The organism is Candidatus Nitrosopumilus sp. bin_7KS, assembly GCF_054095835.1.
In genome coordinates this window covers 43,292-66,809 of record NZ_JBSWSO010000002.1, presented here as the reverse complement: position 1 = coordinate 66,809, position 23,518 = coordinate 43,292, and the positions used below count along the sequence as shown (strand labels likewise).

At 33.5% G+C, this 23,518-nt stretch carries 22 protein-coding genes; 12 read left to right on the top strand and 10 right to left on the bottom strand.

Going from position 1 to position 23,518, the window contains the following annotated elements:
- Nucleotides 1-78 precede the first annotated feature (78 nt).
- Genes ACW9W4_RS00695 through cobT form a run of 3 tightly spaced genes read left to right on the top strand, consistent with a single transcriptional unit; the run spans nt 79 to nt 2,401 of the window.
- Nucleotides 79-723 (top strand): NAD(P)H-hydrate epimerase, encoded by a 645-nt coding sequence (locus tag ACW9W4_RS00695; RefSeq protein WP_457760968.1) that lies wholly within the window; start codon nt 79-81, stop codon nt 721-723.
- Nucleotides 720-1,328 carry an MBL fold metallo-hydrolase gene (locus ACW9W4_RS00690; protein WP_457760628.1) on the top strand — a complete coding sequence of 203 codons (609 nt, stop codon included), beginning with the start codon at nt 720-722 and terminating at the stop codon, nt 1,326-1,328. Before ACW9W4_RS00695 ends, ACW9W4_RS00690 begins: the two co-directional genes overlap by 4 nt.
- 8 nt (nt 1,329-1,336) lie before the next feature.
- A complete protein-coding gene (cobT, locus tag ACW9W4_RS00685; protein ID WP_457760627.1) occupies nt 1,337-2,401 on the top strand; it encodes a nicotinate mononucleotide-dependent phosphoribosyltransferase CobT in 1,065 nt (354 codons plus the stop codon).
- On the opposite strand, the gene glmS is transcribed toward cobT, so the two are convergent.
- Genes glmS through ACW9W4_RS00670 form a run of 3 tightly spaced genes read right to left on the bottom strand, consistent with a single transcriptional unit; the run spans nt 2,388 to nt 5,463 of the window.
- Nucleotides 2,388-4,148, bottom strand: a complete 1,761-nt coding sequence (glmS, locus tag ACW9W4_RS00680; protein WP_457760626.1) for a glutamine--fructose-6-phosphate transaminase (isomerizing) — start codon at nt 4,146-4,148, stop codon at nt 2,388-2,390. The two genes, cobT and glmS, sit on opposite strands and share 14 nt — an antisense overlap.
- A gap of 52 nt (nt 4,149-4,200) precedes the next feature.
- Nucleotides 4,201-4,872 carry a 30S ribosomal protein S4 gene (locus tag ACW9W4_RS00675; protein WP_457760625.1) on the bottom strand — a complete coding sequence of 224 codons (672 nt, stop codon included), beginning with the start codon at nt 4,870-4,872 and terminating at the stop codon, nt 4,201-4,203.
- Nucleotides 4,873-4,881: 9 nt separating this feature from the next.
- The gene (locus tag ACW9W4_RS00670) at nt 4,882-5,463 is read right to left on the bottom strand and encodes a 30S ribosomal protein S13 (protein ID WP_457760624.1); all 582 of its coding nucleotides are present in this window, start codon (nt 5,461-5,463) and stop codon (nt 4,882-4,884) included.
- 362 nt (nt 5,464-5,825) lie between these two features.
- Here ACW9W4_RS00670 and ACW9W4_RS00665 point away from each other — a divergent pair, with 362 nt between their 5' ends.
- On the top strand, nt 5,826-6,137 hold the full coding sequence (locus ACW9W4_RS00665; RefSeq protein ID WP_457760623.1) for a hypothetical protein: 312 nt from the start codon (nt 5,826-5,828) through the stop codon (nt 6,135-6,137).
- Here ACW9W4_RS00665 and ACW9W4_RS00660 read toward each other — a convergent pair.
- Nucleotides 6,129-6,635: a hypothetical protein gene (locus ACW9W4_RS00660; RefSeq protein ID WP_457760622.1), complete on the bottom strand. Its 507-nt coding sequence runs from the start codon at nt 6,633-6,635 to the stop codon at nt 6,129-6,131. The genes ACW9W4_RS00665 and ACW9W4_RS00660 overlap by 9 nt on opposite strands.
- A gap of 134 nt (nt 6,636-6,769) precedes the next feature.
- Here ACW9W4_RS00660 and ACW9W4_RS00655 point away from each other — a divergent pair, with 134 nt between their 5' ends.
- Nucleotides 6,770-7,828 carry a multicopper oxidase domain-containing protein gene (locus tag ACW9W4_RS00655; RefSeq protein ID WP_457760621.1) on the top strand — a complete coding sequence of 353 codons (1,059 nt, stop codon included), beginning with the start codon at nt 6,770-6,772 and terminating at the stop codon, nt 7,826-7,828.
- On the top strand, nt 7,818-8,996 hold the full coding sequence (locus tag ACW9W4_RS00650; RefSeq protein ID WP_457760620.1) for a ZIP family metal transporter: 1,179 nt from the start codon (nt 7,818-7,820) through the stop codon (nt 8,994-8,996). The genes ACW9W4_RS00655 and ACW9W4_RS00650 overlap by 11 nt, the downstream gene beginning before the upstream one ends.
- Here ACW9W4_RS00650 and ACW9W4_RS00645 read toward each other — a convergent pair.
- The gene (locus ACW9W4_RS00645; protein ID WP_457760619.1) at nt 8,993-10,345 is read right to left on the bottom strand and encodes a cation diffusion facilitator family transporter; all 1,353 of its coding nucleotides are present in this window, start codon (nt 10,343-10,345) and stop codon (nt 8,993-8,995) included. The genes ACW9W4_RS00650 and ACW9W4_RS00645 overlap by 4 nt on opposite strands.
- A gap of 120 nt (nt 10,346-10,465) precedes the next feature.
- On the opposite strand from ACW9W4_RS00645, the gene ACW9W4_RS00640 reads away from it, so the two are divergent.
- The 3 genes from ACW9W4_RS00640 to ACW9W4_RS00630 are packed head-to-tail and all read left to right on the top strand — an operon-like array spanning nt 10,466 to nt 15,126.
- Nucleotides 10,466-13,627, top strand: coding sequence for a peptidase (locus ACW9W4_RS00640; RefSeq protein WP_457760618.1), 3,162 nt, complete (start codon nt 10,466-10,468; stop codon nt 13,625-13,627).
- 54 nt (nt 13,628-13,681) lie between these two features.
- Nucleotides 13,682-14,755: an EB domain-containing protein gene (locus ACW9W4_RS00635; RefSeq protein WP_457760617.1), complete on the top strand. Its 1,074-nt coding sequence runs from the start codon at nt 13,682-13,684 to the stop codon at nt 14,753-14,755.
- A 47-nt stretch (nt 14,756-14,802) separates the two neighbouring features.
- Nucleotides 14,803-15,126 carry a hypothetical protein gene (locus ACW9W4_RS00630; RefSeq protein ID WP_457760616.1) on the top strand — a complete coding sequence of 108 codons (324 nt, stop codon included), beginning with the start codon at nt 14,803-14,805 and terminating at the stop codon, nt 15,124-15,126.
- Here ACW9W4_RS00630 and ACW9W4_RS00625 read toward each other — a convergent pair.
- The 3 genes from ACW9W4_RS00625 to ACW9W4_RS00615 are packed head-to-tail and all read right to left on the bottom strand — an operon-like array spanning nt 15,121 to nt 18,489.
- Nucleotides 15,121-16,701 carry a B12-binding domain-containing radical SAM protein gene (locus ACW9W4_RS00625; RefSeq protein ID WP_457760615.1) on the bottom strand — a complete coding sequence of 527 codons (1,581 nt, stop codon included), beginning with the start codon at nt 16,699-16,701 and terminating at the stop codon, nt 15,121-15,123. The two genes, ACW9W4_RS00630 and ACW9W4_RS00625, sit on opposite strands and share 6 nt — an antisense overlap.
- A 57-nt stretch (nt 16,702-16,758) precedes the next feature.
- Entirely contained in the window at nt 16,759-17,541 is a 783-nt protein-coding gene (gene larB / locus ACW9W4_RS00620; RefSeq protein ID WP_457760614.1) for a nickel pincer cofactor biosynthesis protein LarB, read from the bottom strand.
- Nucleotides 17,542-17,574: 33 nt separating this feature from the next.
- A complete protein-coding gene (locus ACW9W4_RS00615; protein ID WP_457760613.1) occupies nt 17,575-18,489 on the bottom strand; it encodes a malate dehydrogenase in 915 nt (304 codons plus the stop codon).
- A gap of 89 nt (nt 18,490-18,578) precedes the next feature.
- On the opposite strand from ACW9W4_RS00615, the gene larC reads away from it, so the two are divergent.
- Genes larC through ACW9W4_RS00600 form a run of 3 tightly spaced genes read left to right on the top strand, consistent with a single transcriptional unit; the run spans nt 18,579 to nt 21,765 of the window.
- Nucleotides 18,579-19,802: a nickel pincer cofactor biosynthesis protein LarC gene (gene larC, locus ACW9W4_RS00610; protein ID WP_457760612.1), complete on the top strand. Its 1,224-nt coding sequence runs from the start codon at nt 18,579-18,581 to the stop codon at nt 19,800-19,802.
- Complete coding sequence (gene larE / locus ACW9W4_RS00605; RefSeq protein WP_457760611.1) at nt 19,802-20,599, top strand: ATP-dependent sacrificial sulfur transferase LarE; 798 nt, start codon at nt 19,802-19,804, stop codon at nt 20,597-20,599. Before larC ends, larE begins: the two co-directional genes overlap by 1 nt.
- Complete coding sequence (locus ACW9W4_RS00600; protein WP_457760610.1) at nt 20,596-21,765, top strand: cysteine desulfurase family protein; 1,170 nt, start codon at nt 20,596-20,598, stop codon at nt 21,763-21,765. The genes larE and ACW9W4_RS00600 overlap by 4 nt, the downstream gene beginning before the upstream one ends.
- Here the strand turns inward: ACW9W4_RS00600 and ACW9W4_RS00595 are convergent.
- Nucleotides 21,762-22,538, bottom strand: a complete 777-nt coding sequence (locus ACW9W4_RS00595) for a PEFG-CTERM sorting domain-containing protein (protein ID WP_457760967.1) — start codon at nt 22,536-22,538, stop codon at nt 21,762-21,764. The two genes, ACW9W4_RS00600 and ACW9W4_RS00595, sit on opposite strands and share 4 nt — an antisense overlap.
- Before the next feature lie 100 nt (nt 22,539-22,638).
- Nucleotides 22,639-23,466, bottom strand: coding sequence for a PEFG-CTERM sorting domain-containing protein (locus tag ACW9W4_RS00590; protein WP_457760609.1), 828 nt, complete (start codon nt 23,464-23,466; stop codon nt 22,639-22,641).
- Nucleotides 23,467-23,518 lie beyond the last annotated feature (52 nt).

Sequence of the window (23,518 nt, the reverse complement as noted above, 5' to 3'; positions counted from 1 at the left end):
TTTCAGTATAAAATAACTCATTTTAGCCATATTTTGTATTTTCAAAGCTCTTATTTTGGATATAATTTCATGAATGATATGGAAATTACAGTTGATCAAATGTATGATATTGAAAATAAAGGACATGAGATGGGATTTTTGAAAAAATTCATGATGGAAAATGCAGGAGCAGCAGCAGTTAGACGTTTACTTGAAAAAATAGATGTTGAATCAAAAAATATTCTAATTTTTGCTGGATTGGGAAATAATGGTGGAGATGGTTTGGTGATGGCTAGACATCTTGCAGGATACAATGCCCAAGTCACAGTAATGCTTCTAGGCAGTCCTGAGAAAATTAAAACTGAAGAGAGTAATTGGAATTGGTCAATTTTACAAAAAATGCCATCTGTAAAATTAATGTCAGGCGATTCTTTTGAATTTAATTTTAAACCTGATGTAATAGTTGATGGAATTTTGGGCACTGGGATATCTGGAGATATTCGGGAGCCATATGCATCAGCAATTAATTTCATCAATGAAGCAAATTGTTATAAATTTGCAGTTGATGTTCCATCTGGATTGGATCCTCAAACTGGAGAAACTGCCAATATTTACTCAAAATGTGATATGACAGTTACTTTTCACAAAATGAAACAAGGAATTCCTAAACGAAAAGATTTGACTGGTGAATTGTTTGCAGAAAAAATTGGAATTCCACCTGAAGCTGAAGAGGGAATTCTATGAAAGTACATCAAATTCAAGTCGGAAATATGCAGAATTTTTCCTACATTGTTGAAGATGAAGATACTAGTGAAGCAATCATAATTGATCCCTCATGGGATTTAATTGAATTAGAGATGATAATTAAAAAAAATAATCTGAAAATTAAATACATTGTAAACACCCATCATCATTTTGATCATACGTTGGGTAATGAAGCAATGGCAGAATCTACCAAAGCCCCAATCATCCAACATGAGTCTTCAGAATTAAAACATGAGATTACTGTAAAGGATGGAGATTTTATTGAATTTGGAAATTCCAAATTAAAAGTATTGCACACTCCGGGTCATTCTCCAGATAGTATTTGTCTTGTGGGTGACGGGAAAATTTTTTCTGGTGATACATTATTTGTTGGAAATTGTGGTAGAATTGATTTACCCGGAGGCAGTGCAAAAGATCTCTATCATAGTCTATTTGATGTATTGCACAAATTAGATGAAAATCTAGTCATGTATTCTGGTCATAATTATGGTGGTTCTGAAATTTCAACTTTGGGACAAGAAAAAATCACTAATCATGTAATGCAAAAAAGAACTGAACAGCAGTTTCTTGATATGATGGGTTAGGAGTTAAAATGGAAAATTTTGAACTGTTTGGAAATATCGAACAAGGGGAAAATTTCATTGAATCAATGAAATCTAAACGATTTCTTTTTTCTTTTGTAATTTCTTATACTGAAACTTGCGAAATTCCTGGAATTACATTTGCAGGTGCCGACAAAGATTCAATTCAGTTTACTCCTCCTGCCGATGCTGAATATCTTCATTATGGATATTGTAAAACCATTGATAAAATTCCAATGACTCCTGATGGAAAACCTACTCCTGGATTATTGACAAAAGCTGCATTAGAGTCAGCTAGTATCCCACACTTGACAATTAATGCTGGAAGTAAAATTTCTCCACAACTTCCATTCATTGACACTGGTATGTCTTTTGGAAAAAATATTTCAACTGAGGATGCCATGACTGATTCACAAGTATCTCATGCTGTTGATTACGGTAGAATCGTTGGAAGAAGTATGGCATCACTTACTGATTGTTTGATTATTGGTGAAAGTATTCCTGGTGGAACCACTACTGCTCTTGCTGTTCTAAAAGCATTGGGTTATGATGCTAAAGTTAGTTCCAGCATTCCAAACAATCCTGTTGAATTAAAAAATCAAATTGTTAAATCTGCACTTGAAAGAATTGATTCTGATCATCCATACAGTATTGTAGCTAAAGTAGGTGATCCGATGATTCCATTTGTAGCAGGAATGCTTAGTTCTGCATCTAGTGTATCTAATGTGATGTTGGCAGGGGGAACTCAGATGGCTGCAGTTTTGGCATTTGCAGCCAAAATTGGTTTTAATGAAGAAAATACTGCAATTGGAACTACTACATACATTACTGGTGATGAGAGTGCAAATTTTACTAGCCTTGTATCTAAAATTGCTGATATTCCGGCAATCTCTGTTAATCCAGGCTTGGAAAATTCAAAACATGCTGGTTTGAAAGCATTTTCAGAAGGATTTGCAAAAGAAGGAGTGGGTGCTGGTGGTAGTATAATCTCTTCAATGATTAAAACTGGAAATGATTCTGCAAAATTTTTAGAAATTGCAGAAAAAGAATATCATCGATTGTTTACTTCACTGTAACTGATTTTGCAAGATTTCTAGGATAATCAGGGTCTGTATTTTTTTCAAGTGCTGCGTAATATGATAAAAATTGAATTGGAATAATTTCTGAGATTGGATATAGTACTTGATCTATCTTTGGCATTTCAATCCAATAATCATACACATCACTTTCAATATCTGAAACTCCAATTATTTTTGCGCCACGAGCTTTAATCTCTCTTGCACTGGTTAATGTATCTGAATATGTAGAATCATTTGGATTTATTATAATTACAAATACACTTGAATCCATCAATGCAAGAGGTCCATGTTTTAATTCTCCACCTGGAATTCCTTCAGCATGAATGTATGTCAATTCTTTTAATTTCAAAGCTGCCTCTTTTGCAATCGGATAATTAATTCCCCTCCCTAGAACATAGATATCTGAAACATCTTTGATCACTTTTGCAATTTTTTGAATCTTTACTGGGTTTTCTAATATTTTTACAATTGATTCGGCAAACTTTTCAAAATTAATTGTTATTTTATTGTCAGTCAATTTTTGTACTATTTTGTAGAGTATCACTAATTGGGATGTGAAACTTTTTGTAGCAGCTACTCCGATCTCAGGTCCACAATTCATTCCAATTACTATATCTGCTTCTCGAGCAAGTGAAGATGTCATTAAATTTACTATGGCGATGATTTTACAATTTGCCTGCTTTGTAATTTTTACTGCATCTAAAACATCTGCACTTTCTCCACTTTGAGATATAGCGATGATGATGGCATTTTCTTCAATAGTCTCAGGTGCAAATTGAAGTTCACTTGACATAATTGGCTCTGCTTTAATCTTGGCATATTTTGAAAAGATTTGTTTTGCAATGAGTGCCGAATTATAACTGGTTCCGCTTCCTGTAACATAGATATTTTTTGCATGTTTGATATGATCAGCTGCCTTTTCTATTGCTTCTTCTGTTTTCTCTCCAGCTCTTAGTATGGTTTCATGTTGTTCATAAATTTCTTTTAATGTGAAATGTGCATAATCTCCTTTGTATGCATCTCCAAATTCTTTAGATACTTTAGTGATTCCATATTTTGCATGTTCTCCTTGAAAATCTAAAATTTGGAATTTGTTTTCCTCCAAAATTACAAAATTTCCATTTTCCAAATAAATTGCATCATCGGTATATTCAATAAACCCTAAAACATCACTTGATAGAAAGAAATCATCTTGTCCTACTCCTATAATTAATGGCTCATGAAATCGTGCAGCAGCCATTTGACCATTTTCAAACATTGCAACAAATGCATAATGACCTTTAATCTCTGAAACTGTTTTCAAAATTGTTTTTTTAACATCGTTTGTTTCTTCATAGTGTTTTTGAAGTAAGTTTGCTATAATTTCACTATCTGTTTCACTTTTGAAGTTATATCCTTCATCTTCTAATTGTTTTTTTAGCTCTTCAAAATTTTCTATGATTCCATTATGCACAATTGCAATTTTTCCTGAATTACTTGAATGTGGATGTGCATTAAACTCTGTTACTTTTCCATGAGTTGCCCATCTAGTATGCCCAATACCTATTTTTCCTGGAAGTAAATCTAACTGAATCTTTGAATTGACATCATTTACTTTTCCAACTCCTTTTTTTAATTCGATTTGGTTATTTGATTCAGTTGCTACCCCTACACTGTCGTATCCGCGATACTCCATTCTTTTTAATCCCTTTACAATGATTGGTGCTGCACCCTCTTTTCCGTAATAACCGATAATTGAACACATTATGATTCTCTTTGATAATTGGGGTTATTTACTGATAAGCCTATTTTTTCGATTATTCAGTTGAAGAACTTTTATCTTTTGGGGCTTCAGTTGCAGGAGCCTCAGTTGCAGGAGCCTCAGTTGCAGGAGCCTCAGTTGCAGGAGCCTCAGTTGCAGGAGCCTCAGTTGCAGGAGCCTCAGTTGCTTCTTCTTCTGTAGCTACTACTTTTGGTTCCTCTTTCTTTGTTTTTTCTAACATTTCAGGAATCTTTGATTCTGGTGTAAAATGAACACTGTCTTCTTCCTCAACTGTTACTGTGTATGATGGAATATCGACTTTTCTTTCACCAATCATTATGTGGCCATGAATTACTGCTTGTCTTGCTTGATATGGTGTTTTAAATCCAAGTTTATTTGAAACGATAGTTTGTAATCTTCGTGAAAGTAAATCAGTTGCATTTAGGTTAAGCACATCGTCTAATGATGAATCACTACTTACAAGTCCAATTCTTATAAGAGAATTCATTAAGATTGGTTCTTTTTCTGCTCTTACTTCTTGTCTTAACGAAAGTAATGATCTAGCTTGTTTTCTTACACGTGCTAATTCTGTATGTGCTTTCCATAATTCTCTTTTAGTTCTTAATCCAAAAGTTCCAAGAGTTTTTAGCTCCTCCATTTTTAATTCATAATTAAGAGGTCTTTTTGGTTTCTTCCATACTTTACGTGAATATTTAGGATCTCCCATTCAAAACACCTATTCTTTTTTCTCCTTTGCTGGAGCTGCTGCTGGTGTTTCTGCTGCTGGAGATGCTGCACCCTCTGTTGCTGGAGCTGCTGCTGTTGGAGCTGCTGGAGCTCCTGCACCACCTTTCTTAACTGGAGCTGCCAATCCACCTTTAGCGACACCGACTGCTCCACCTTTTCTACCTGAAGTTCTAGTTCTCTGTCCTCTAACTTTTAGACCACTTAGATGACGATAACCTCTCCAACTTGCAGCAATTCTTTCTCTTTCAATATCATTTCTTAATGTAAATGGAATATCTGATGTTAACAAATGTAAATCTGCACCAGTTTCAATATCTTTTCTTCTGTTAAGGAACCAGATTGGAATATTATTTGCAATAGGATCTGTAATTACTTTTTCAATTGCTTGAACATTTTCATCTGTAAGATTACCTATATTGGAATTTGGATTAATTTTTAGAGTATCAAGAATAGCTGTTGCAAACATGAAGCCAAGACCCTTAATCTGGGTTAATCCGATAACCATCTTCTTCTCTCCACGGATATCGTTTCCTACAATTCTGACAATGTGTCTATATTCTTGTGCGCTCAAGTATTCAAAAATTCACAGAATCCCCGATAAAAACCATGCTAGGCATCAAATTACATGATTTTTGAAATATGGTGTAATTGAGATTTTAAGATGGTGCCTAATCTTGATGTCTGTTTTGAATTTGATTATCTAAAATCCTCATCACTAGTCCAATCACTGCCTTGGACATTCCACAAATTGCATTTACAGCATTTTTTAACTCCTCTTTGAGCGTCAATATCTACACAAAAACAGTGTATTCCCTTCCCTGAGGGATCCTTACTACAGAGTTTTTGCATAATTTTCTGAGATTTTATTTCTTAATTATCTTATTGGAAGAATCAATTCAAAAAGTTATTACTTTGAAAATTTTGTATTTTATTATGAATGATACGTTTGATCGAGAAAAAATTGTTGAATGTATGTTTGATCCAACCACTTCGACAATTTTAGCTGAACTTGAGGATGGTTCAAAAGAATGTTCTTTTTTGGCAGAACAATCATCTGTTTCTGAATCTGAAGTTCTTGAAAGACTTTCATATTTAATTGAACATGGATTTATTTCAAAAAATTCTGATGATGGAAAATGTATACTAACTGCAAATTCTGAAAAACTCACAAGCATTATTGAAGATGGTGATAACTTTGATGCGACTATTAGTGGATTAGAAAAAATGGATAGTTACCTAAACTGATTTTTTTCTATTTTTTATCCCGATTATCGCTGTAGTAGCCAACCCTACCATTCCTATTATGAGAATACTTAAGGAAATTATCGATAAGATGAATTTTTTATCTGCATCTGGCAATGGACCAATTGCACCTGTTACATAAATTTCATCTTCATTAGAACTTTGAATAATTAGTTGATAAGTTCCAGTTTCAAACACATCAAACTCTTTTTCAAGTGTTTCTTTATTTACTTTTTGAGAAATAATTTCTATATTTGAGGGGTCTAAAATTATTGCAGAAATTGTGTTTTCTTTGAATTCCATTATTTGAACTGCAAAAATACCAACGGGTGAAATTTCTTTATCTAGATCAACTGAAACTGTAACTGTGTCAACTAAACTAACTTTTCCATTTCCTTGATTGATTTTTTCCAATGTTGTTTGATTTTCCACTATTGATACTACTAGTCCTGTTACAATTAATAATCCAAAAATTACAATGATTAATCCTGATTTTTGCACAGATTTAGGCAGATTATCTTTAGTTTAAACCTAATTTTTCACAAATATCTATCTTAAAATAAAAAAGTTAGATTAGGCTAAAAAAGTTAGCTTAGGGCAACTTTATATTATTGTTATTTATCATGAATTTGTTAATGAAAATAAAATCCCGTTCTGGCATCATGATGATGTCTCTGTTTGTAATTATTGCGATATCTGCTCTATTTGTTGCCCTTCCTGAAGGAATTAGTGCTCAACAAGAAGATAAGGTCTTTGTCACTCATAGTGGTGCAGTGGTTAAAACCACTGGTGAGATATTAGATCCTCTCTACACTAGTGCAACTGTAGAATTTGATCCAATGGAGTATCTACGTGATTTCAACTATGGGAGAATTTCTCAACTTACTGATGGCACTACTCTAAGAGAATATACAATTATTGCAAATGATGATGAAATTATGGAGGTATCTCCTGGAATTTTTTACAATGTGTGGTCCTATAATGGAACAGTTCCTGGACCTACAATTAGAGCAACAGAAGGAGATATTGTAAGAGTCAAATTCATCAACAACGGAGAAAAAGAACACACAATACATTTTCATGGAATTCATCCTGCTGGAATGGATGGTGTCTTTGAACCTGTAGGTGGAAATGGGGGACAATTTGTTTATGAGTTTGAAGCAGGCCCTGTTGGTGTTCATCCTTATCACTGTCATGTGATGCCTTTAGAGGAACATATTGTACATGGTCTATATGGTGTCTTTATAGTAGATCCCAAAGAAAAACGTCCAGCCGCTGATGAGATGGTAATGGTTCTAAACGGTTTGGACACTGATTTTGATACTGAAAATAATTTCTATGCTGCAAATACAATTCCATTTTACTATCAACACCATCCAATTCAGATTAACACTAACGAATTAATTCGAATTTATGTAGTTAACATGGTAGAGTTTGATCCAATAAATAATTTCCATTTACATGGAAATTTGTACAAATATTATCCAACTGGCACTGACATCGTACCCTCATTTTATACTGACATGATTACTCTGTCCCAAACAGAGCGAGGAATTATGGAATTTGAATACGAGTATCCTGGAAAATATTTGTTTCATGCTCATAAGGTAGAGTTTTCAGAAAAAGGTTGGGTTGGAATATTTATGGTAAATGAAAACAAAGAAGGTATAGCGTCTGAAGGATATGGAAGTTAGTAACAAGTCCTCAAAGGCAAAACTGATTGCAAGCGGTATAATTCCATTTGCATTTTTAATCATCTTGATTGCATACATTTTTGGTCCTGGATCTGAATTATTGGATTTGGGTATTCCATTACCTGAGATAACTATGGAAAAAGTTGACTTTGTAAATTCTGAAATTCAAGTTACAGTTAGAAACACTGGTCCAATACCTGTTGAAATTGCAATGGCTGACATCAATGATAGGATACAACCCGCAGCTGTTGAACCTGACAGATACTTACAACGATATGAAACAGCTCTTGTTAGAATTCCTTTTGAATGGAATGAGGCAGAACCCTATAGAATTGGACTTACAATTGAGGATGGAACCCGATTTGAAAAAGAGATTGAAGCAGCAGCTCTTGCATTAGAACCAAACCTTGATCTTTTAGGATTTTTTGCAATAATTGGAACTTATGTTGGAATAATTCCTGTGATGATTGGATTACTCTGGTTGCCATTTATTAGACGAATTAGCAAACAAAAATATCATTTCTTTTTGGCACTAACTGCTGGACTATTATTATTTTTAGGAATTGATTCTATTGAAGAAGCATTAGAGGTTTCAAATGAAAGTCTTGCAGGTAGTTTTAACGGAGTATTACTTGTTGCAACTATTTTGATAATATCATTTCTTGGATTATATTATACTGGTGAAAAATTAGTAAGTAGAGCAAAATCATCTAGGATAACAAAACCTGTTGCAATTGCGTTGATGATATCAATTGGTATTGGTCTTCATAACTTTGGTGAAGGACTTGCAATAGGAGCTGCTGTAGGTCTTGGATCTATTGCCTTTAGCACATTTTTGATTATAGGTTTTGCACTACATAATACAACTGAAGGAATTGCAATTGCTTCACCATTGTCTAGAGAGAAAAAAGTGATAGGAAAACTCATTGCCATGGGATTAATTGCTGGATCTCCTGCTATTTTCGGTGCTTGGATAGGCGGCTTTGTTTATTCACCATTTACATCAGTTGTGTTTTTGTCAATTGGTGCAGGAGCAATATTTCAAGTTATTCTCACAATTCTAAAGTGGATACGAGAAGAGGGCGACAAGAATCTTTCAAGTGCTGCAGTTGCCTCTGGCTTCGCAATTGGAATGGTCATCATGTATTTGACTAGTATTTTGGTCTAAATTGGTTCAGGATGTATTGTAATTACTGAATTATTAATTTCTGCTCTAATGATATGTTCAATTTCCGTTGTCAAATCATGAACTTTTTCAATTGACAAATCTTTGTTAAATGAACAGTCAATATCTATTTTGAGAATATTTTCAAATTTTAAAGATACAATTCTACCAATTTTTTTAATATCTGGATATTTTTCCAATATGGTTTTAATTTTTTCTTCAGTTTCAACATCTTCGATATTGATATTTTCTGGAACAGTAACAAATGGCTCCAGATGGATGGTAATATGTTCAATTTCTGAAATTTGTTCTTGAACTTTTTGTTCAATTATTTCTGAAATTTTATGAGCTGAGGATAAATCAATCCCTCTTTCTACCATCACATGTAGATTGGAATATGTTTTACCATTTGTCTTATGTGTGGTAACATTATGAACTCCTTTAACACCATCCACATTTTTTGCAATATCTGAGATTTTTGCATCTAGTGGAACATCTTTCCAATTTGGTTCAAAATGAATTGTGGGTGATGCATTAGGGATTTTATTTTTTATGTTTCTTTCAACACTGTCACTTATTTCATGAGCTTTATCAAAACTGGTATCTCCTCTTAGGGCGATTGTTACATCGGCGAAAATTGTATCTCCTGATCTTCTCATAAGGATTGATCCTGTATCAACTACACCATCTGTTGACATTGAAATTTCTCTGACCTTTTTAACAAGTTCTGGAGATATGACATCTGTCAAATCTAATGCTGTTTTGTAAATTAATTTTACACTTAGAACTGCTAGTAAAATTCCCAGGATTAATGCTGCTACAAAATCTCCAAAATACACACCATATGATACTAAAATAATTCCTACAATTGCAACTATTGTAGAACCTAGATCCATGAACGCATGATAAAAGTCTGCTTTTAAAGTAGCACCACCAATTTTTTTAATAGATCTTCTTAAGATGATAATTCTGAAAAAGTCAATTCCTATTGTGTAAAGGCCACCAATTATTGCAAATAATCCAGGTAAAACACTTGGAGGTGGACTTTGTAATCTATTGATTGATTCGTAAATGAAAAAACAAGCAATTAGAAAAATTGCTATTCCTCCAATTAATCCTCCAAGTGATTCTATTTTTCCATGGCCATAGGTATGTTCCGCATCTGGTGGTTTAATTGCCCATCTTGCTGCTAAAAGTAAAACTAGTGTTACTACACTATCTAACAAAGCATGAATACTATCTGTAATGAGTGCAAGACTGTTTGAAATAAGTCCAAAAATTAATTCAACTACAAATGCTGAAAATATGGCTAAAAGTGAAATCTGTAAAACTTTGGTTCTTTGATCAAACATTTCCTATTTTTGATAATTTGAATCACGTATTACCGTTTTCTAAGAAGCAATCCTACGACAACGTTATTTGTGATAAAATTGGCTTGTAGGATCGTGTTGGACCTGAAATATTTAGCCTTAGTGGCATCTTTCTCAATTTTACTAATTATTCCTCAAATTGATGTTGAGGCATCAAGTAATCCAAACCTGTTTGTCTCTGCTGAGAATTCACAATTTAACAATTCTTTTTCTGGTTCGATGGTAGTTGAAGTAATAGTAATTGATCCAAATCTGTCTAATACAGACCAGGGTAAGGGCGAACCTGATGTAACAATTAATGGAAAATCATTACGAATGACTCAGGCAACTGATGGTAGTTGGTATGCATATTTTGCCAATGTAGAAAAGGCCAAGCAAGCAGATTCAACTGTAGGACTTGCAGGAAAGGGATTGGATTTTGGAGTATTTTGTAGTAGAAATACTTTATCGTCTATAGTAGGGATTTCTTTATCTGAAACAGATGGCTTTGCAATTCCTCGCTCTGCAACTGGATCCACCAATGGGAACACTTCCTTTTCTGATTGTACTGCATCTCCAACTGGATCTGTATTGAATAACGTAGTTCGTAATGCAAAATCTATAAACACAAATCCAAATGTTCCCTCAGGCCAAATTGGATTAAATACCAACGCTTGGCCTTTAATTCAACTTTATTCATTTAATGACGTTATCATCCAATACAATCCTGCTGGTTCACCGCAAGTGGTTTCATTAGAATATGATGAAAGTCAAAACATTTCTATGAATATTGATAGAGTTCTTTATCCAAAGAATGCAGAAGTTTTCTTAACCATTAATGATTTCCAATTAAATCAAGATCCAACTGATGAGGATTCTTGGACTTTTGATGTTGGAAGTACACCATCAACATTCTATCAGGCATTTGATGAAAACGGACAAAATTCTGCAAATGGGTGGATTGGACTAGTTGATTTAATCCCTAATCTCTCGAAGATTGGATTTGAAAATAATGGAAAACTATCTGTAAAACTAAACTCTGTAATTGAATTACAATCAAATGATGAACAACCAACTACAAGTGTATCCGATGGAACAACAACATATGGAGAAATCATTACTTTAGTTGAAGATGGTCCTAATTCTGGAATATTTGACACTGCAGATAATGATGATCAATCTATTCTAGGAATTTTAGATAATGCCCCAAGAGGGCATACAGGTTCTATCACATATAACAAAAATTCAATTTCAGTTCTTACAGGTTCTTCGTCAGCTTCTGTTTCTTTGGAAAATCCCACATTGACTATTGAAACTAATTCTCAATCATTAAAGCCAGGTAGTAAAATCCCAGTAATTCTAGTAGATCCTGATCAGAATATCAATTCTGATGCTCGTGATCATCTTGATGTTTTTCGGGCAACTGCCATTATTCCATCAATGACTATTGGGAACCCTGTAACTTTTCAAAATGCTCGAGATGTTCAATTCCATTCAGTATCTCCTGTTCTAGTAGGTGGTGATGATTCAAATTCATCTGTACCTGATTCTAATTCTGACAGGCTCGTTATAGATTCATCAAATGTGGCAAATGACTCATATGAAATGATTTCAATGAATTTGGGAGTTTCAGCATCTTCTTTGTCGTCTATCTTACTTGATGATTCAAAATCAAATACAAATGGAACTAATTGGATAAATTATGATTTAAGATCTTTTGAATATGATTATGGAATCACTGATTTTAGTGATACCTCTTTTACTCTTTCTTTTGGAACTTTAGGGACCGCTCCAATTACTATAATTAATGCTAGTGATATTTCATCATCTCAAGGTTTTATTCAAATTGATGATTCTGATATTGTAGATATTTCTGATGAAAGTGGAATGGTATTTCTTGTAATTAATTTTAATTCAACTGGATCTGGTGATACTTTGACTATTTCTAGTGAAGAGAACAAACAACCAATTGTATTTGATTTCTTTTCGTTTGGGGTTGAAAATTTAAAAGATGTGAATAATTCAATATATCGTTTTGAATTAGAAGAAACATCGGACAATTCTTCTACTTTTGATGGAACTATGGAGTATTCTGTAGCAAACCAATTAAATATTTTTGATCCTGTTTTTATTGAAACCGTTCAACCAATAGATGATCAAATAAAATTTATTGTTACTGATAGACTGATTAATGATAGAGGTATTTTTATTTCATATTCTGATCTTGATGCTACTGGAGTTTTCACAACAACTTCTTCACAATCTAATATACAAACTACTGCTGGAATAATTTCTTCAGATTCTAAATCATATAGATTTGGCCAACCAGTAACGTTGACATTAAATGATCCTGATCTTAATTTGAAAAATGATTTAGTTGACATCTATTTTGTAATTGATGATTCTAATTCCCCAAATGTTGATACAGTTGGGAAAAATGGTATTACTTTACTAGAAGTTTTAATCAAAGATATTCGTTACAAACGTTGTACTGTAGATGGTGTGAGTCATGGTGGTTTGAGTGCTACTGGTTTTACTCTCGTAGAAACTGGGCCTAGTACAGGAATTTTTAAAGGAGTGTTCAAAATGCCTTCAAAAATTTGTAATAAATCTGGAACTGCATTAATTTCTTCAGCAGGTGGCAGTCTTGATGCAAAGTATTATGATTCTCGAGATACTTTTGGAAATGCTAATGTTTTTAGTTTGTTACGAGCAGCTCCTACATCATATCCTACTTCAGCACAACTTAGCACATATGAAATAGTAAAACCAACTTCAGGACAAATCGAAGAAATCCTTCTTTCAGGTAAAGTTGACACTTCTAGAAGAGGAATTCCTTTAGATGTTATAATCACAACTCCTGATGGACAAATTCAAAATTTTGGTGCAACTTTATCTAATGCAGGAAGTTTCAAATCTATAATTTCAATTAATGAAAATTCCTTATCTGGTGTTTACAAAATTAATTTGTTCCATAATACTTCACTTGTGAAATCTCTTTCTTTTGTGGTTTCAAATCCACCAATTCCTGATTGGATCAAAAACAATGCAAAATGGTGGTCATCTGATACCGTTTCAGATTCAGAATTTATTGACGGACTTGAATATCTTATTGAAAAAGGTCTGATCACTGTCAATACTAATTCTGAAATTTCTATTTCTGATCAGTTGATTCCTGATTGGATTAAAAATAATGCAAAATGGTGGGCAGATGGGGAAATATCTGATGATGACTTTGTAAAATCAATTCAATTCTTGGTCAAAAAAGGCATTATTCGAATATAATATGGTCAATATTTCTTTCATTGAAAACATAAATACCTCAATTCATGAATCAAAATGAAAATGAAGCTATCTGGATTCTTAGCATTTGCTTTATTATCAATTTCAATTCTATCTTATGGTGTCAGCGATGTTGCATTTGCAGCAACTGATCCAAACCCTGCATTGCCTATATCTACTAATATTGACATTGTTTCAAATGGTGCAACTGTAACAATAACTGGAAGTATAAAGGATTATGATTCTTCATCTGGTAAAGGACTTACTTTCCTTGTCCTATCTCCTGATAATGCTATTGTGCAAATTGGACAACTAACTTCAAATCAGATTAGTTCTGATGGTTCATTTACAAAATCTTTTGTTGCTGGTGGCACTTATTGGAAAAATAACGGTGATTATGTTGTTGAATTTCATTATGGTGCAGATGAATCTAAAGTGATTATTGATTATGTTGGTGGATCACAAGTAATCAGTGGTCAACCAGATCCTATAACATGTCCATCTGGACAAACATTAGTTAATGGAAAATGCATATCTTCAGAACCACCAGTAACATGTCCATCTGGACAAACATTAGTTAATGGAAAATGTATGACTCCTGAACCAGAACCACCAGTAACCTGCCCATCTGGTCAAGAATTAGTTAATGGAAAATGTATGACTCCTGAACCAGATGAACCAACATGCGGAGCTGGAACTCAATTAGTAAATGGAATTTGTCAAGTAATTAGTGCACCTCCGCCACCAGATAGTGGTTGTTTAATTGCAACAGCAGCATATGGAACTGAATTGGCACCACAAGTACAATTACTAAGAGAAATTAGAGATAACACACTATTCAGTACAAGTTCTGGTACTGCATTCATGGGTAGCTTTAACACATTATACTATTCATTTGCACCAACAGTTGCAGATTGGGAAAGGGAAAGTCCAGTGTTTAAAGAAATAGTTAAGACTGCAATCACACCAATGCTTTCAACGCTATCTATAATGTCATTAGCAAATGAAGGTTCAGAAGTTGAAGTTTTAGGACTAGGTATTTCTGTAATTGCTTTGAACTTGGGAATGTATATTGCAGCACCAGCATTAATCGGATTCAAAGTTAATCAAATTATTAAATCTAGAAAATAATCCAATTCCACTCTAGGTTATTATACTTAAACCTCATTTGATATTTCATGCATATAGAGTATGAGGAATTTGAATCCATTGAAGATTTTCTAATGTATATGGCATCAGCTGCACCGCCAATGAAAAACACCTTACCAATTAATTCTTACAAAGGACATGTGATGTCTTTTATCCCATTAAGTCCTGCCACTGGAGAAACATATCTTATGCTTTATGCAAAGGGTTCACTTGAACCTGGAATTTATGAATTTGATGTAGCGTCAAAGTCATTTAAAAAAGTTGAAGCCGTAGAACGAGCGGACAAAGTTTACTTTATTTCATTAACACCAATAAGAAATACTATAGCTGATATTGCTATTGAAAATCTATAGTTTTTTTGTCTGAATTTTAGGAGCAGATACGGATCTACTTCTTGCATATTTGTCGATAATTTGATCTGGAGTTCGTCCGTTGAAAAGATCTTTACATAATCCTCGCAAATATCTCATAATTGCCCATGTTCCTGCTTTGAGAATTCCGTACATGAATACCTTCATTGGTGGACCGTACGTTTTGTTTCTAAGGATAATTGGAATAATATCATTGATGACTCGTAAGTTATTCTCCCAACATTTCCAAAATAATGTAAATTGAGCTTCATTCAGATTTCCAAAGTGCATTGAATTCTTTTCACTAAAGTCTTGGTAAAGTAATGGTGCTACTAATCCTCTAAAATTCATTTCTCTAAAGTCACTCATCATATCTATGGTATATTGAACATCGTCTGGAGTTTCATCAGGCCAGCCAATTATGATTGTGGCAGCTGGGAACCAATGGTTTTCATTTAAAATTTTAGCTCCTTCTCTTACAACACTTCCCCATTCCTCAGGAGCAAATGGTTTTGTTTTAACACCGAGGTGTTTTTTTACCATTGCTGGTGATACTGTTTCAATTCCAAGATTAGTTGCAAGCCATCTGCCTGTTTTATCTTGTTCATTAACATGGGAAATTTGCTGCATCAATATAGGATCTGCTGCAACTGCTGAAAATGTCATATGTGTGGTTCCGATAAAGTTTGCACCTAATCCTTTGAGTCCTTTCCATAAATCAACAATTGCATCTCTGTTTGGAACAAAGTCTCTATTATCACATCCATATAGTAACATTTCATCAGAATGCAACCAAATAGAATCAAATCCGTAATCTAAGTTAGTTTTAGCTTCATGTTGTAATCTCTCTAATGGGAGATCTTTCTTTGATCTTTTATTAACATCACAAAAGTCACACCCTCTTCCGCAACCTCTCATTGCTTCAATCAATGAATTGATTGTTGGACCTTCAATAACTGGGATGTTTTCAAGATTTCTTACAAAACAATGCATTAGTTCTGGGGCATCATTTTTTTCCAAGTCTTGGAACAAGTCTACTGCTAACTCATCTGCTTCTCCAACAACAACGGTATCAATTCCATGTATTTTCATTCTATCTGACTTTGCTAATTCCCATGCCCCGTTGCCTCCTACTACAACTTTGAAATCATATTTCTTTTTTAATTGAATAATACTTGCACACATTTTTTTAAATTTCATTGCAACATAGGATAATTTTTCTGGAGACATGGTGGTAGTAACTGGTGCCATTCCTAATGGATCCATTACGTTAATTCCAACAACTTTGGTATCTGGACCAATTGATTTACTTAGCATTTCTGGGTGTGCCATGAATACATCTTCTCTTTTGTATCCGCCTTGAATCAATGAACTCTCAATTCTTCTTAATCCAACTTGGGCAACTTTTACCTCTCCTGTTATTGGGTCTGTTTCAACTGAAGGACAAAATACTTTATCAAAAACCCATTCTGGTAGAACCTCATATGGTCCACATGCAATAAATCCATAAAGAAAATTTCCTCTATAATTTGTCATTAAACTACGATCAGCAGTAAGTACAACACGTTTGCCAGCCAATTACCCAACTTCTTTTAGGTATCTTATATATCATTTACGAGATGGTAGTCTAAAATTCTAACTAGAATGATTTTTTCTGATAGCTCTATTTGCAATATTGGCAGCTATCCCCCCTGCTGCTATCCCATTATCGATATTTACAACTGATAATCCAAGAGAACAACTTTGGAGCATTGATGCAAGTGCTGCTATCCCTTTTCCTCCATACCCATATCCTGCAGATGTTGGAATTCCTATAATTGGAATATCTACTAACGTAGAAACAAGTGTGGCCAAGGCCCCCTCCATTCCTGCTGCAACTATGATGCAATCTACATCTTCATTTATCATTTTTTTCAAAATTGGAAAAACTCTTTGAATCCCAGCCACTCCCACATCGTAACTTGTAATACACTTACAATTCATTGCTTCACACATTAATCTAGATTCTTCTGCAACCCCAATATCTGATGTACCTGCAGTCATTATTCCAACTTTTCCTCCATGAAATTTAATTGGTTTTTTAAACAATAACAATGACGATGAATTTTTTCCAGTTTTAATTTCCACTTTTAATTTCTTAGAAAAAGATAGCGTTTTTGCATAATCTTCTTTTTTAATTCTTGAGATTATTACTGAGTTTGTTTTCTCTATTGTTTTTTTAACAATTTTTTTAATTTCATCTAATTCTTTAGTTTCTGCAAAAATTACTTCTGGAATTCCTCTTCTGTTCCTTCTGTTAATGTCAATTTTGGCAAAACCTTCGACCTCTTCAATTGAATAAAGTGACAAAAGCTTTTTTGCATTATTTACTGATATTTTCCCTTTCTCTAATGATTGTAAAATTTCATGAATTTCCATTGATGAATTTTATTTGTTATTCTAAAAAAATGCTTAGATTTCAATACCTGAAATGGCGCTCTTTACGCTTTCAACTGCCTTGTCAAAGACTTGTTTTTCTTCATCATTTAGGTCCAATTCGATAATTTTCTCTACACCTTTCTTTCCTATGATTGCGGGAACCCCAATTGTAACATCTGAATGACCGTATTCTCCATCAAGATAAGTTGCAACTGGAATGACTTGTTTTCTGTCTCTTACTACTGCCTCAACAATTGCAGAAATTGCATTACCTGGAGCGTGAACTGTAGCGCCTTTTAATTCAATAACTTTTGCTGCAACTTGTTTTGTATTTAGAACTAATTCATCTAATTTTTCTTTTGGAAGAAAAGATGACAAAGGAATTCCTGATACTGATGAAAATCTTGGTAATGGTAACATGTTTTCTCCGTGTTCGCCAATTACTAATGCTCTAATGGAATCTCGTGAATGTCCAGTTGCCTCGTGAATAAATTGTCTAAATCTTGATAAATCTAACATTCCACCCATACCAAATACTCTACTTCTATCAAATCCTGAAACTTTGTAAGTGATGTATGCCATAGGGTCTAATGGATTAGTTACTGGAATTATCATGGAATCATCTGCATATTTTTTTACATTTTCTACAACGCTTTTTACAATTGATGCATTAATTTTCAACAAATCCATTCTTGTCATTCCCGGTTTTCTTCCAGAACCTGCAACTACTACAACTACATTTGATCCCTTCATATCTTCAAAATTGTTTGATCCTTTTACTTCTACATCGATTCCTTGTTCAGATAGCATATGATTGATATCCATTGCTTCCCCTTGAGGAAGTCCTTCTGCAACATCAAGTAATAAAATTTGATCATCTAATCGTTTTAAAGCTGAAAATAATGCTGCATCTCCGCCTACTTTACCTGAACCGATTATAGTAATCATGAAAATTGGTCTTGATTTTGAATAATTAAATCTAGTGAAATTCGTGAAATATTAGTCGAATTTATAAGCATTTTTAATAATTTTTAATCATGGTTCTTGTTATTGATCCTCAAATTGCTGGTATATCTGGAGATATGCTTCTTTGCTCTTTAGTAGATCTTGGTGCTGATAAAAATAAGATCATTTCAGGAATTAGAAAATCTGAAAAATTCTTTTCTAATTCTTTTATAAAAAAAATTGATTTTGAAAAAACCCAAAAACATGGGGTTGGTTCTATTCGTTTAGTTTTAGAAATTAATGAGGATGTTCATGAAAGAAAAGGCTCTGAAATAAAAAATGCAATTTCTAAATCTGCTCAAGAAATTAACTTGTCTCAAAAAGCAACATCTTTTGCAGAATCATGCATTGACACACTAATTTCTTCAGAATCTAAAATACATGATGTTCCTAAAGAATCAGTTCATTTTCACGAGGCATCCAGTATAGACACTTTGGTGGATATTGTAGGAATTACCATTGCATTAGATGACTTGGGATTGTTTGATGAAAAAATTGTTTGTTTACCTATTGCTGTTGGAGGTGGTTCTGTGACATTTTCACATGGTACAATGTCAAATCCGGCAAGTGCTATTCTTGAGATCTTTAAAAATTCAAATCTTGAAATTAAAGGGAATAATTCAAATGAAGAGCTTACAACCCCTACTGGAGCCTGTATTTTGGTAAATTTAGCAAATGAATCTGTAAAATTCTATCCTCAACTAAAGTTGGAATCTATTGGTTATGGAGCAGGACAAAAAGATTTTGAGACTTTCTCAAATGTTTTAAAAATTGTAAGGGGAACAGGGACTAATTTTGAAATGGATTCTGTAAAAATACTTGAAACTAATGTTGATGATATATCTGGTGAAATTTTAGGAAATTTAATTGAAAAAATTATGGAAAAAGGAGCAAAAGACGTCTCAATTTATCATGGAATTACAAAGAAAGGTAGACCAACAAATCTTGTATCTGTAATTTGTACTAATGACACTGTTGATGAAATAATTGATTTACTAGTTTTAGAAACTGGAACTTTGGGAATTAGAATTTCAGATTCTACCAGATTCATTGTTCCTAGAACAAAACATGATGTTTCAATTAATCTGAATGGCCAATCATTTAAAGTTCATTATAAAAAATCATCATTTAAAGGCAAAACTGATTTCAAAATAGAATTCGATGACCTGAAAAAAATTTCTAATATTGTTGATAAATCAATTAAAGAAACAGATGTTTTATTGAGAAAAGAAATTGAAAAATTGGAGATTAATTAATGACAAAACTTGATGATCTTGTAAATTGGTTTGAGGGTAAAAATAAAGTGATGATTGCACTTTCAGGTGGAGTTGATAGCGCACTTGTTGCATATGCTGCATTTCAAAAACTTGGATCTTCTGCTATTGCAGTAACTGCTGATTACAAGACTTTGTCTGCTGAAGAACTTGGTACTGCTAAACAGGTGTGTACTGAAATTGGCATAAAGCAACTACTTTTGGATTATAATGAACTTGAGAATGAAGATTTCGCAAAAAATGACTCTGATAGGTGTTTTCACTGCAGAATGGAATTAGGTGACCATTTGATCAAATTGGCAAAAGATCATGATGTGGAGATAATTGTAGATGGGACCAATCTTGATGATTTAGGAGATTATAGACCTGGAATTGAGGCATTAAAAAAAAATGGAATTAGAAGCCCACTAGTAGAAACTAATTTTTCAAAATCTCAAATCCGCGAATCTGCTAAATTAGTTGGATTGTCCGTATTTGACAAGCCATCAAATTCATGTTTAGCTTCACGAATTCCATGGGGTCAGAGAGTGACTGCTGAGAAATTAACTAGAATTGAATACGGTGAAAATATAGTAAAACAACTTACACAAGTAAAACAAGTTAGAGTTCGAGATATTGATGGTTTGGCAAAAATTGAAGTTGAGAAACATATGTTATCTAAATTTGATAAAGTAATTTTGAAACAAATCACTGAAAAATTACAGATGATTGGTTTTACTTCTGTTGAAGTTGATCCGGAAGGCTATAAACCTGGAAAAATCAATGTGATTGCAGATTGATATATCTCGATAATGCGGCATCTACTCAAATCCATGAAGATGTTTTAACTTCAATGCTACCTTTTCTTAAAGAACAATATGGCAATGCCTCATCCATCCATAGATATGGTAGGATATCTCGTAAAGCAATTGAAAAAGCTAGAAAGCAAATTGCATTATTGATTAATGCAGAACCTTCAGAAATTTTACTTACTTCTGGTGGTACAGAATCAAACAATACTGTATTGAGTGGAATATCTATGAAAAATATGTCCAGTAACATGGTTACTTCTTCAATCGAACATGATGCAATTTTAGAACCTTGTAAAAAATTATCTCAAAATGGATTAGAAATTAAGTATTTAGCTGTTGATAAATTTGGAATGATCGATCCAACTGAACTCAAAAACAATATCTCTGATAATACTTGTCTTGTTTCAATAATGTTTGGAAACAATGAAGTTGGCACTGTTCAAAAAATTTCAGAAATATCTCAAATTTGTCATGAAAAAAAAATTCCTTTCCATACTGATGCAGTTCAGGCCATTGGTAAGATCCCTATTGATGTTAAAGAATTAGGTATAGATTTACTCTCTATTTCTTCCCATAAACTTCATGGTCCCAAGGGTATAGGTGCATTATACATCAAAAACGGCATCCATATTGATCCTGTGATTTTAGGAGGTGGTCAAGAACGTGGATTACGTTCAGGTACTGAAAATGTGGCAAATATTGTGGGATTTGGTAAAGCATGTGAAATTGCTAAAAATAATTTATCTGAAAATCTAGCCTATGTCACAAAACTTCGTGATCTTTTAATTGATAGAGTCTTAGATGAAATTCCTGAAGTTACTTTGAATGGAGATTCTAAATCTAGATTGCCCAACAATGCTCATTTTACATTTCTTGGTGTCAATGGTGAGGATCTAATTATCAAACTAGATGAATATGGAATTGCTGCATCTACGGGTTCTGCATGTTCTGTAAATACTCAAAGGGCCTCACATGTTTTACAGGCAATGGGGTTTTCTCATGAACAGATTACTGGTTCTTTGAGATTGACTCTTGGGATTTTTAATAATGAAAAAGAAATTGAAGAAACTGTAAATTCGCTTAAAAAAATTGTTGAAGAACTAAGATCGGTTTCACCCTTTAAAGAAAAATATTCTTTTTCGTCTAAAAATTAAATTCTAATTACTAATCTATTTCTTGAAATTAGGATGGTGGTTATTATTCCAACGATCAATATTATCATAACAATACTTCCAAATTCTGGAATCACATAAGTTCCAATTATTTCAATATCTGAGTCACCTTGTTCAAAATTAATAGTAATTACTCTAGAATCTGCAAGTACTACTGATTCTTGATACTCGACTTCTATTCCATCTATTAAAATAATAAATGTGTCGTCTTTACCATCTTGTTTTTCAGCCCCTATGAATTCTCTAGGCAAATCTAACGTAATTGATCCTTCATCAAAAGCATCAATTTGAACTATTATTGCAAAGATGTTTGAATCTACTATAATATTTTTGATAGTACCTCCATTAATGGTATATTCTACATCAAATGTTCCATGACTTCCAGCATCTACTTCATAATTTGTTGAAGTTGAAATTCTTTCTGATTTGGGTGAATAGGTAAATTCAGATTCTGCAATGTTTCCTTCTCCGTATGAGGCTCTAACTGTATATTCTCCACTTTTTTTCCACAATGGACCTTCTGCAATAACTGTATGAGAATAACTTCCATCTTGTGCTATTGTAATTTGTGCAATATCTACTAGATTTCCATCTGAAAAGAGTTGCAATGTTGCTGGTGTACTACCTACTATAGTAGTAACAGTTCCTGAAATTACTATGGTATCCCCTTCATCATAGTGATTATCATCTGTTTGAACTGAAATTAGAGATTCTTGAGCAAATGCTGTTCCCGTAGAAATTATCAATAATAATATGAGACCATAAAATATTTTCAAACTCACAAACTTTTGAGTACTCGTTTGTATATTTCCTTTACTATTAAAAAATGAAAAAATGAAAAAAGTTGTGTAACTTTTAGTATCTTGGAACAATGCTGAGTCTTGATTTTGCAGAAACTGCAATTATTGAGATAATTGCTACTGCTAGAATCATAGCTGCTATTGTACCAAATTCTGGAATCACATAGGTACCGATAATTTCAATTTTCTCAGCGCCTGCTAGGAACTTGACTGTTACTTTGTTTGCAACAATTTCAACATCATCCCATTCTTGTCCATCAACTAGTACCATGAAGATACCGTCAATGGTTGTTTTTGTTGGGGTTATTGTTAGTGTTCCGTCATTTTCAGCGTTGATCATAATGACAATTGAGTTGTCATTAGTATTGAGACTTGCACCAGTTACCATTCCACCTGAAATTGTAAATGGTATACATTGACCATTTGCAGATAATTCGTTACCGCCACATTGTTTTGTTTCGGTTGGTGTGTTGTAATTTGGTGTATATTCATCTCCACCAGTTAGTTCAACTTTAGCACTGTTACTTTTTTCAGTACTACCATAGTTTACTTTAATGGTGTAGGTACCATCGTATTTCCACATAGCACCTGCTGTATTTAGTGTCGTCTCAAACGTTCCATCTTCTGTTACACTGACTTGATCAATTGTAACAATAGAGTTCAAGGGACTAACAACAGTTACTGTAACTGGATATCCAGAGGCTACATTTGCTACTTGGCCTGTTACTATAATCATGTCATTATGTCCATAATCTGCTTTGTCTGTCCAAACAGATACTGGAAGGGATTTTTGCAGCATTCTTTTTGCTGTTTCTTTAGCATCTTCCATAGAACATCCTACACATGCTTCTGAAATTTCTTCAGCAGCATATACTGATGACATAGTTAAAGTACCGACTGCAGTCATAAAGGCTAGTAGCGCGAACGACGTTCGG

Bases quoted from the DNA above. Each gene is read 5' to 3' on its own strand.
- cobT (WP_457760627.1), top strand. From the start codon at position 1,337: ATGGAAAATTTTGAACTGTTTGGAAATATCGAACAAGGGGAAAATTTC.
- ACW9W4_RS00630 (WP_457760616.1), top strand. From the start codon at position 14,803: ATGCATATAGAGTATGAGGAATTTGAATCCATTGAAGATTTTCTAATG.
- larB (WP_457760614.1), bottom strand. From the start codon at position 17,541: ATGGAAATTCATGAAATTTTACAATCATTAGAGAAAGGGAAAATATCA.
- larE (WP_457760611.1), top strand. From the start codon at position 19,802: ATGACAAAACTTGATGATCTTGTAAATTGGTTTGAGGGTAAAAATAAA.
- ACW9W4_RS00665 (WP_457760623.1), top strand. From the start codon at position 5,826: ATGAATGATACGTTTGATCGAGAAAAAATTGTTGAATGTATGTTTGAT.
- ACW9W4_RS00615 (WP_457760613.1), bottom strand. From the start codon at position 18,489: ATGATTACTATAATCGGTTCAGGTAAAGTAGGCGGAGATGCAGCATTA.
- ACW9W4_RS00635 (WP_457760617.1), top strand. From the start codon at position 13,682: ATGAAAATGAAGCTATCTGGATTCTTAGCATTTGCTTTATTATCAATT.
- ACW9W4_RS00690 (WP_457760628.1), top strand. From the start codon at position 720: ATGAAAGTACATCAAATTCAAGTCGGAAATATGCAGAATTTTTCCTAC.
- ACW9W4_RS00655 (WP_457760621.1), top strand. From the start codon at position 6,770: ATGAAAATAAAATCCCGTTCTGGCATCATGATGATGTCTCTGTTTGTA.
- ACW9W4_RS00675 (WP_457760625.1), bottom strand. From the start codon at position 4,872: ATGGGAGATCCTAAATATTCACGTAAAGTATGGAAGAAACCAAAAAGA.
- ACW9W4_RS00650 (WP_457760620.1), top strand. From the start codon at position 7,818: ATGGAAGTTAGTAACAAGTCCTCAAAGGCAAAACTGATTGCAAGCGGT.
- ACW9W4_RS00590 (WP_457760609.1), bottom strand. From the start codon at position 23,466: ATGTCATCAGTATATGCTGCTGAAGAAATTTCAGAAGCATGTGTAGGA.
- glmS (WP_457760626.1), bottom strand. From the start codon at position 4,148: ATGTGTTCAATTATCGGTTATTACGGAAAAGAGGGTGCAGCACCAATC.
- ACW9W4_RS00645 (WP_457760619.1), bottom strand. From the start codon at position 10,345: ATGTTTGATCAAAGAACCAAAGTTTTACAGATTTCACTTTTAGCCATA.
- larC (WP_457760612.1), top strand. From the start codon at position 18,579: ATGGTTCTTGTTATTGATCCTCAAATTGCTGGTATATCTGGAGATATG.
- ACW9W4_RS00695 (WP_457760968.1), top strand. From the start codon at position 79: ATGGAAATTACAGTTGATCAAATGTATGATATTGAAAATAAAGGACAT.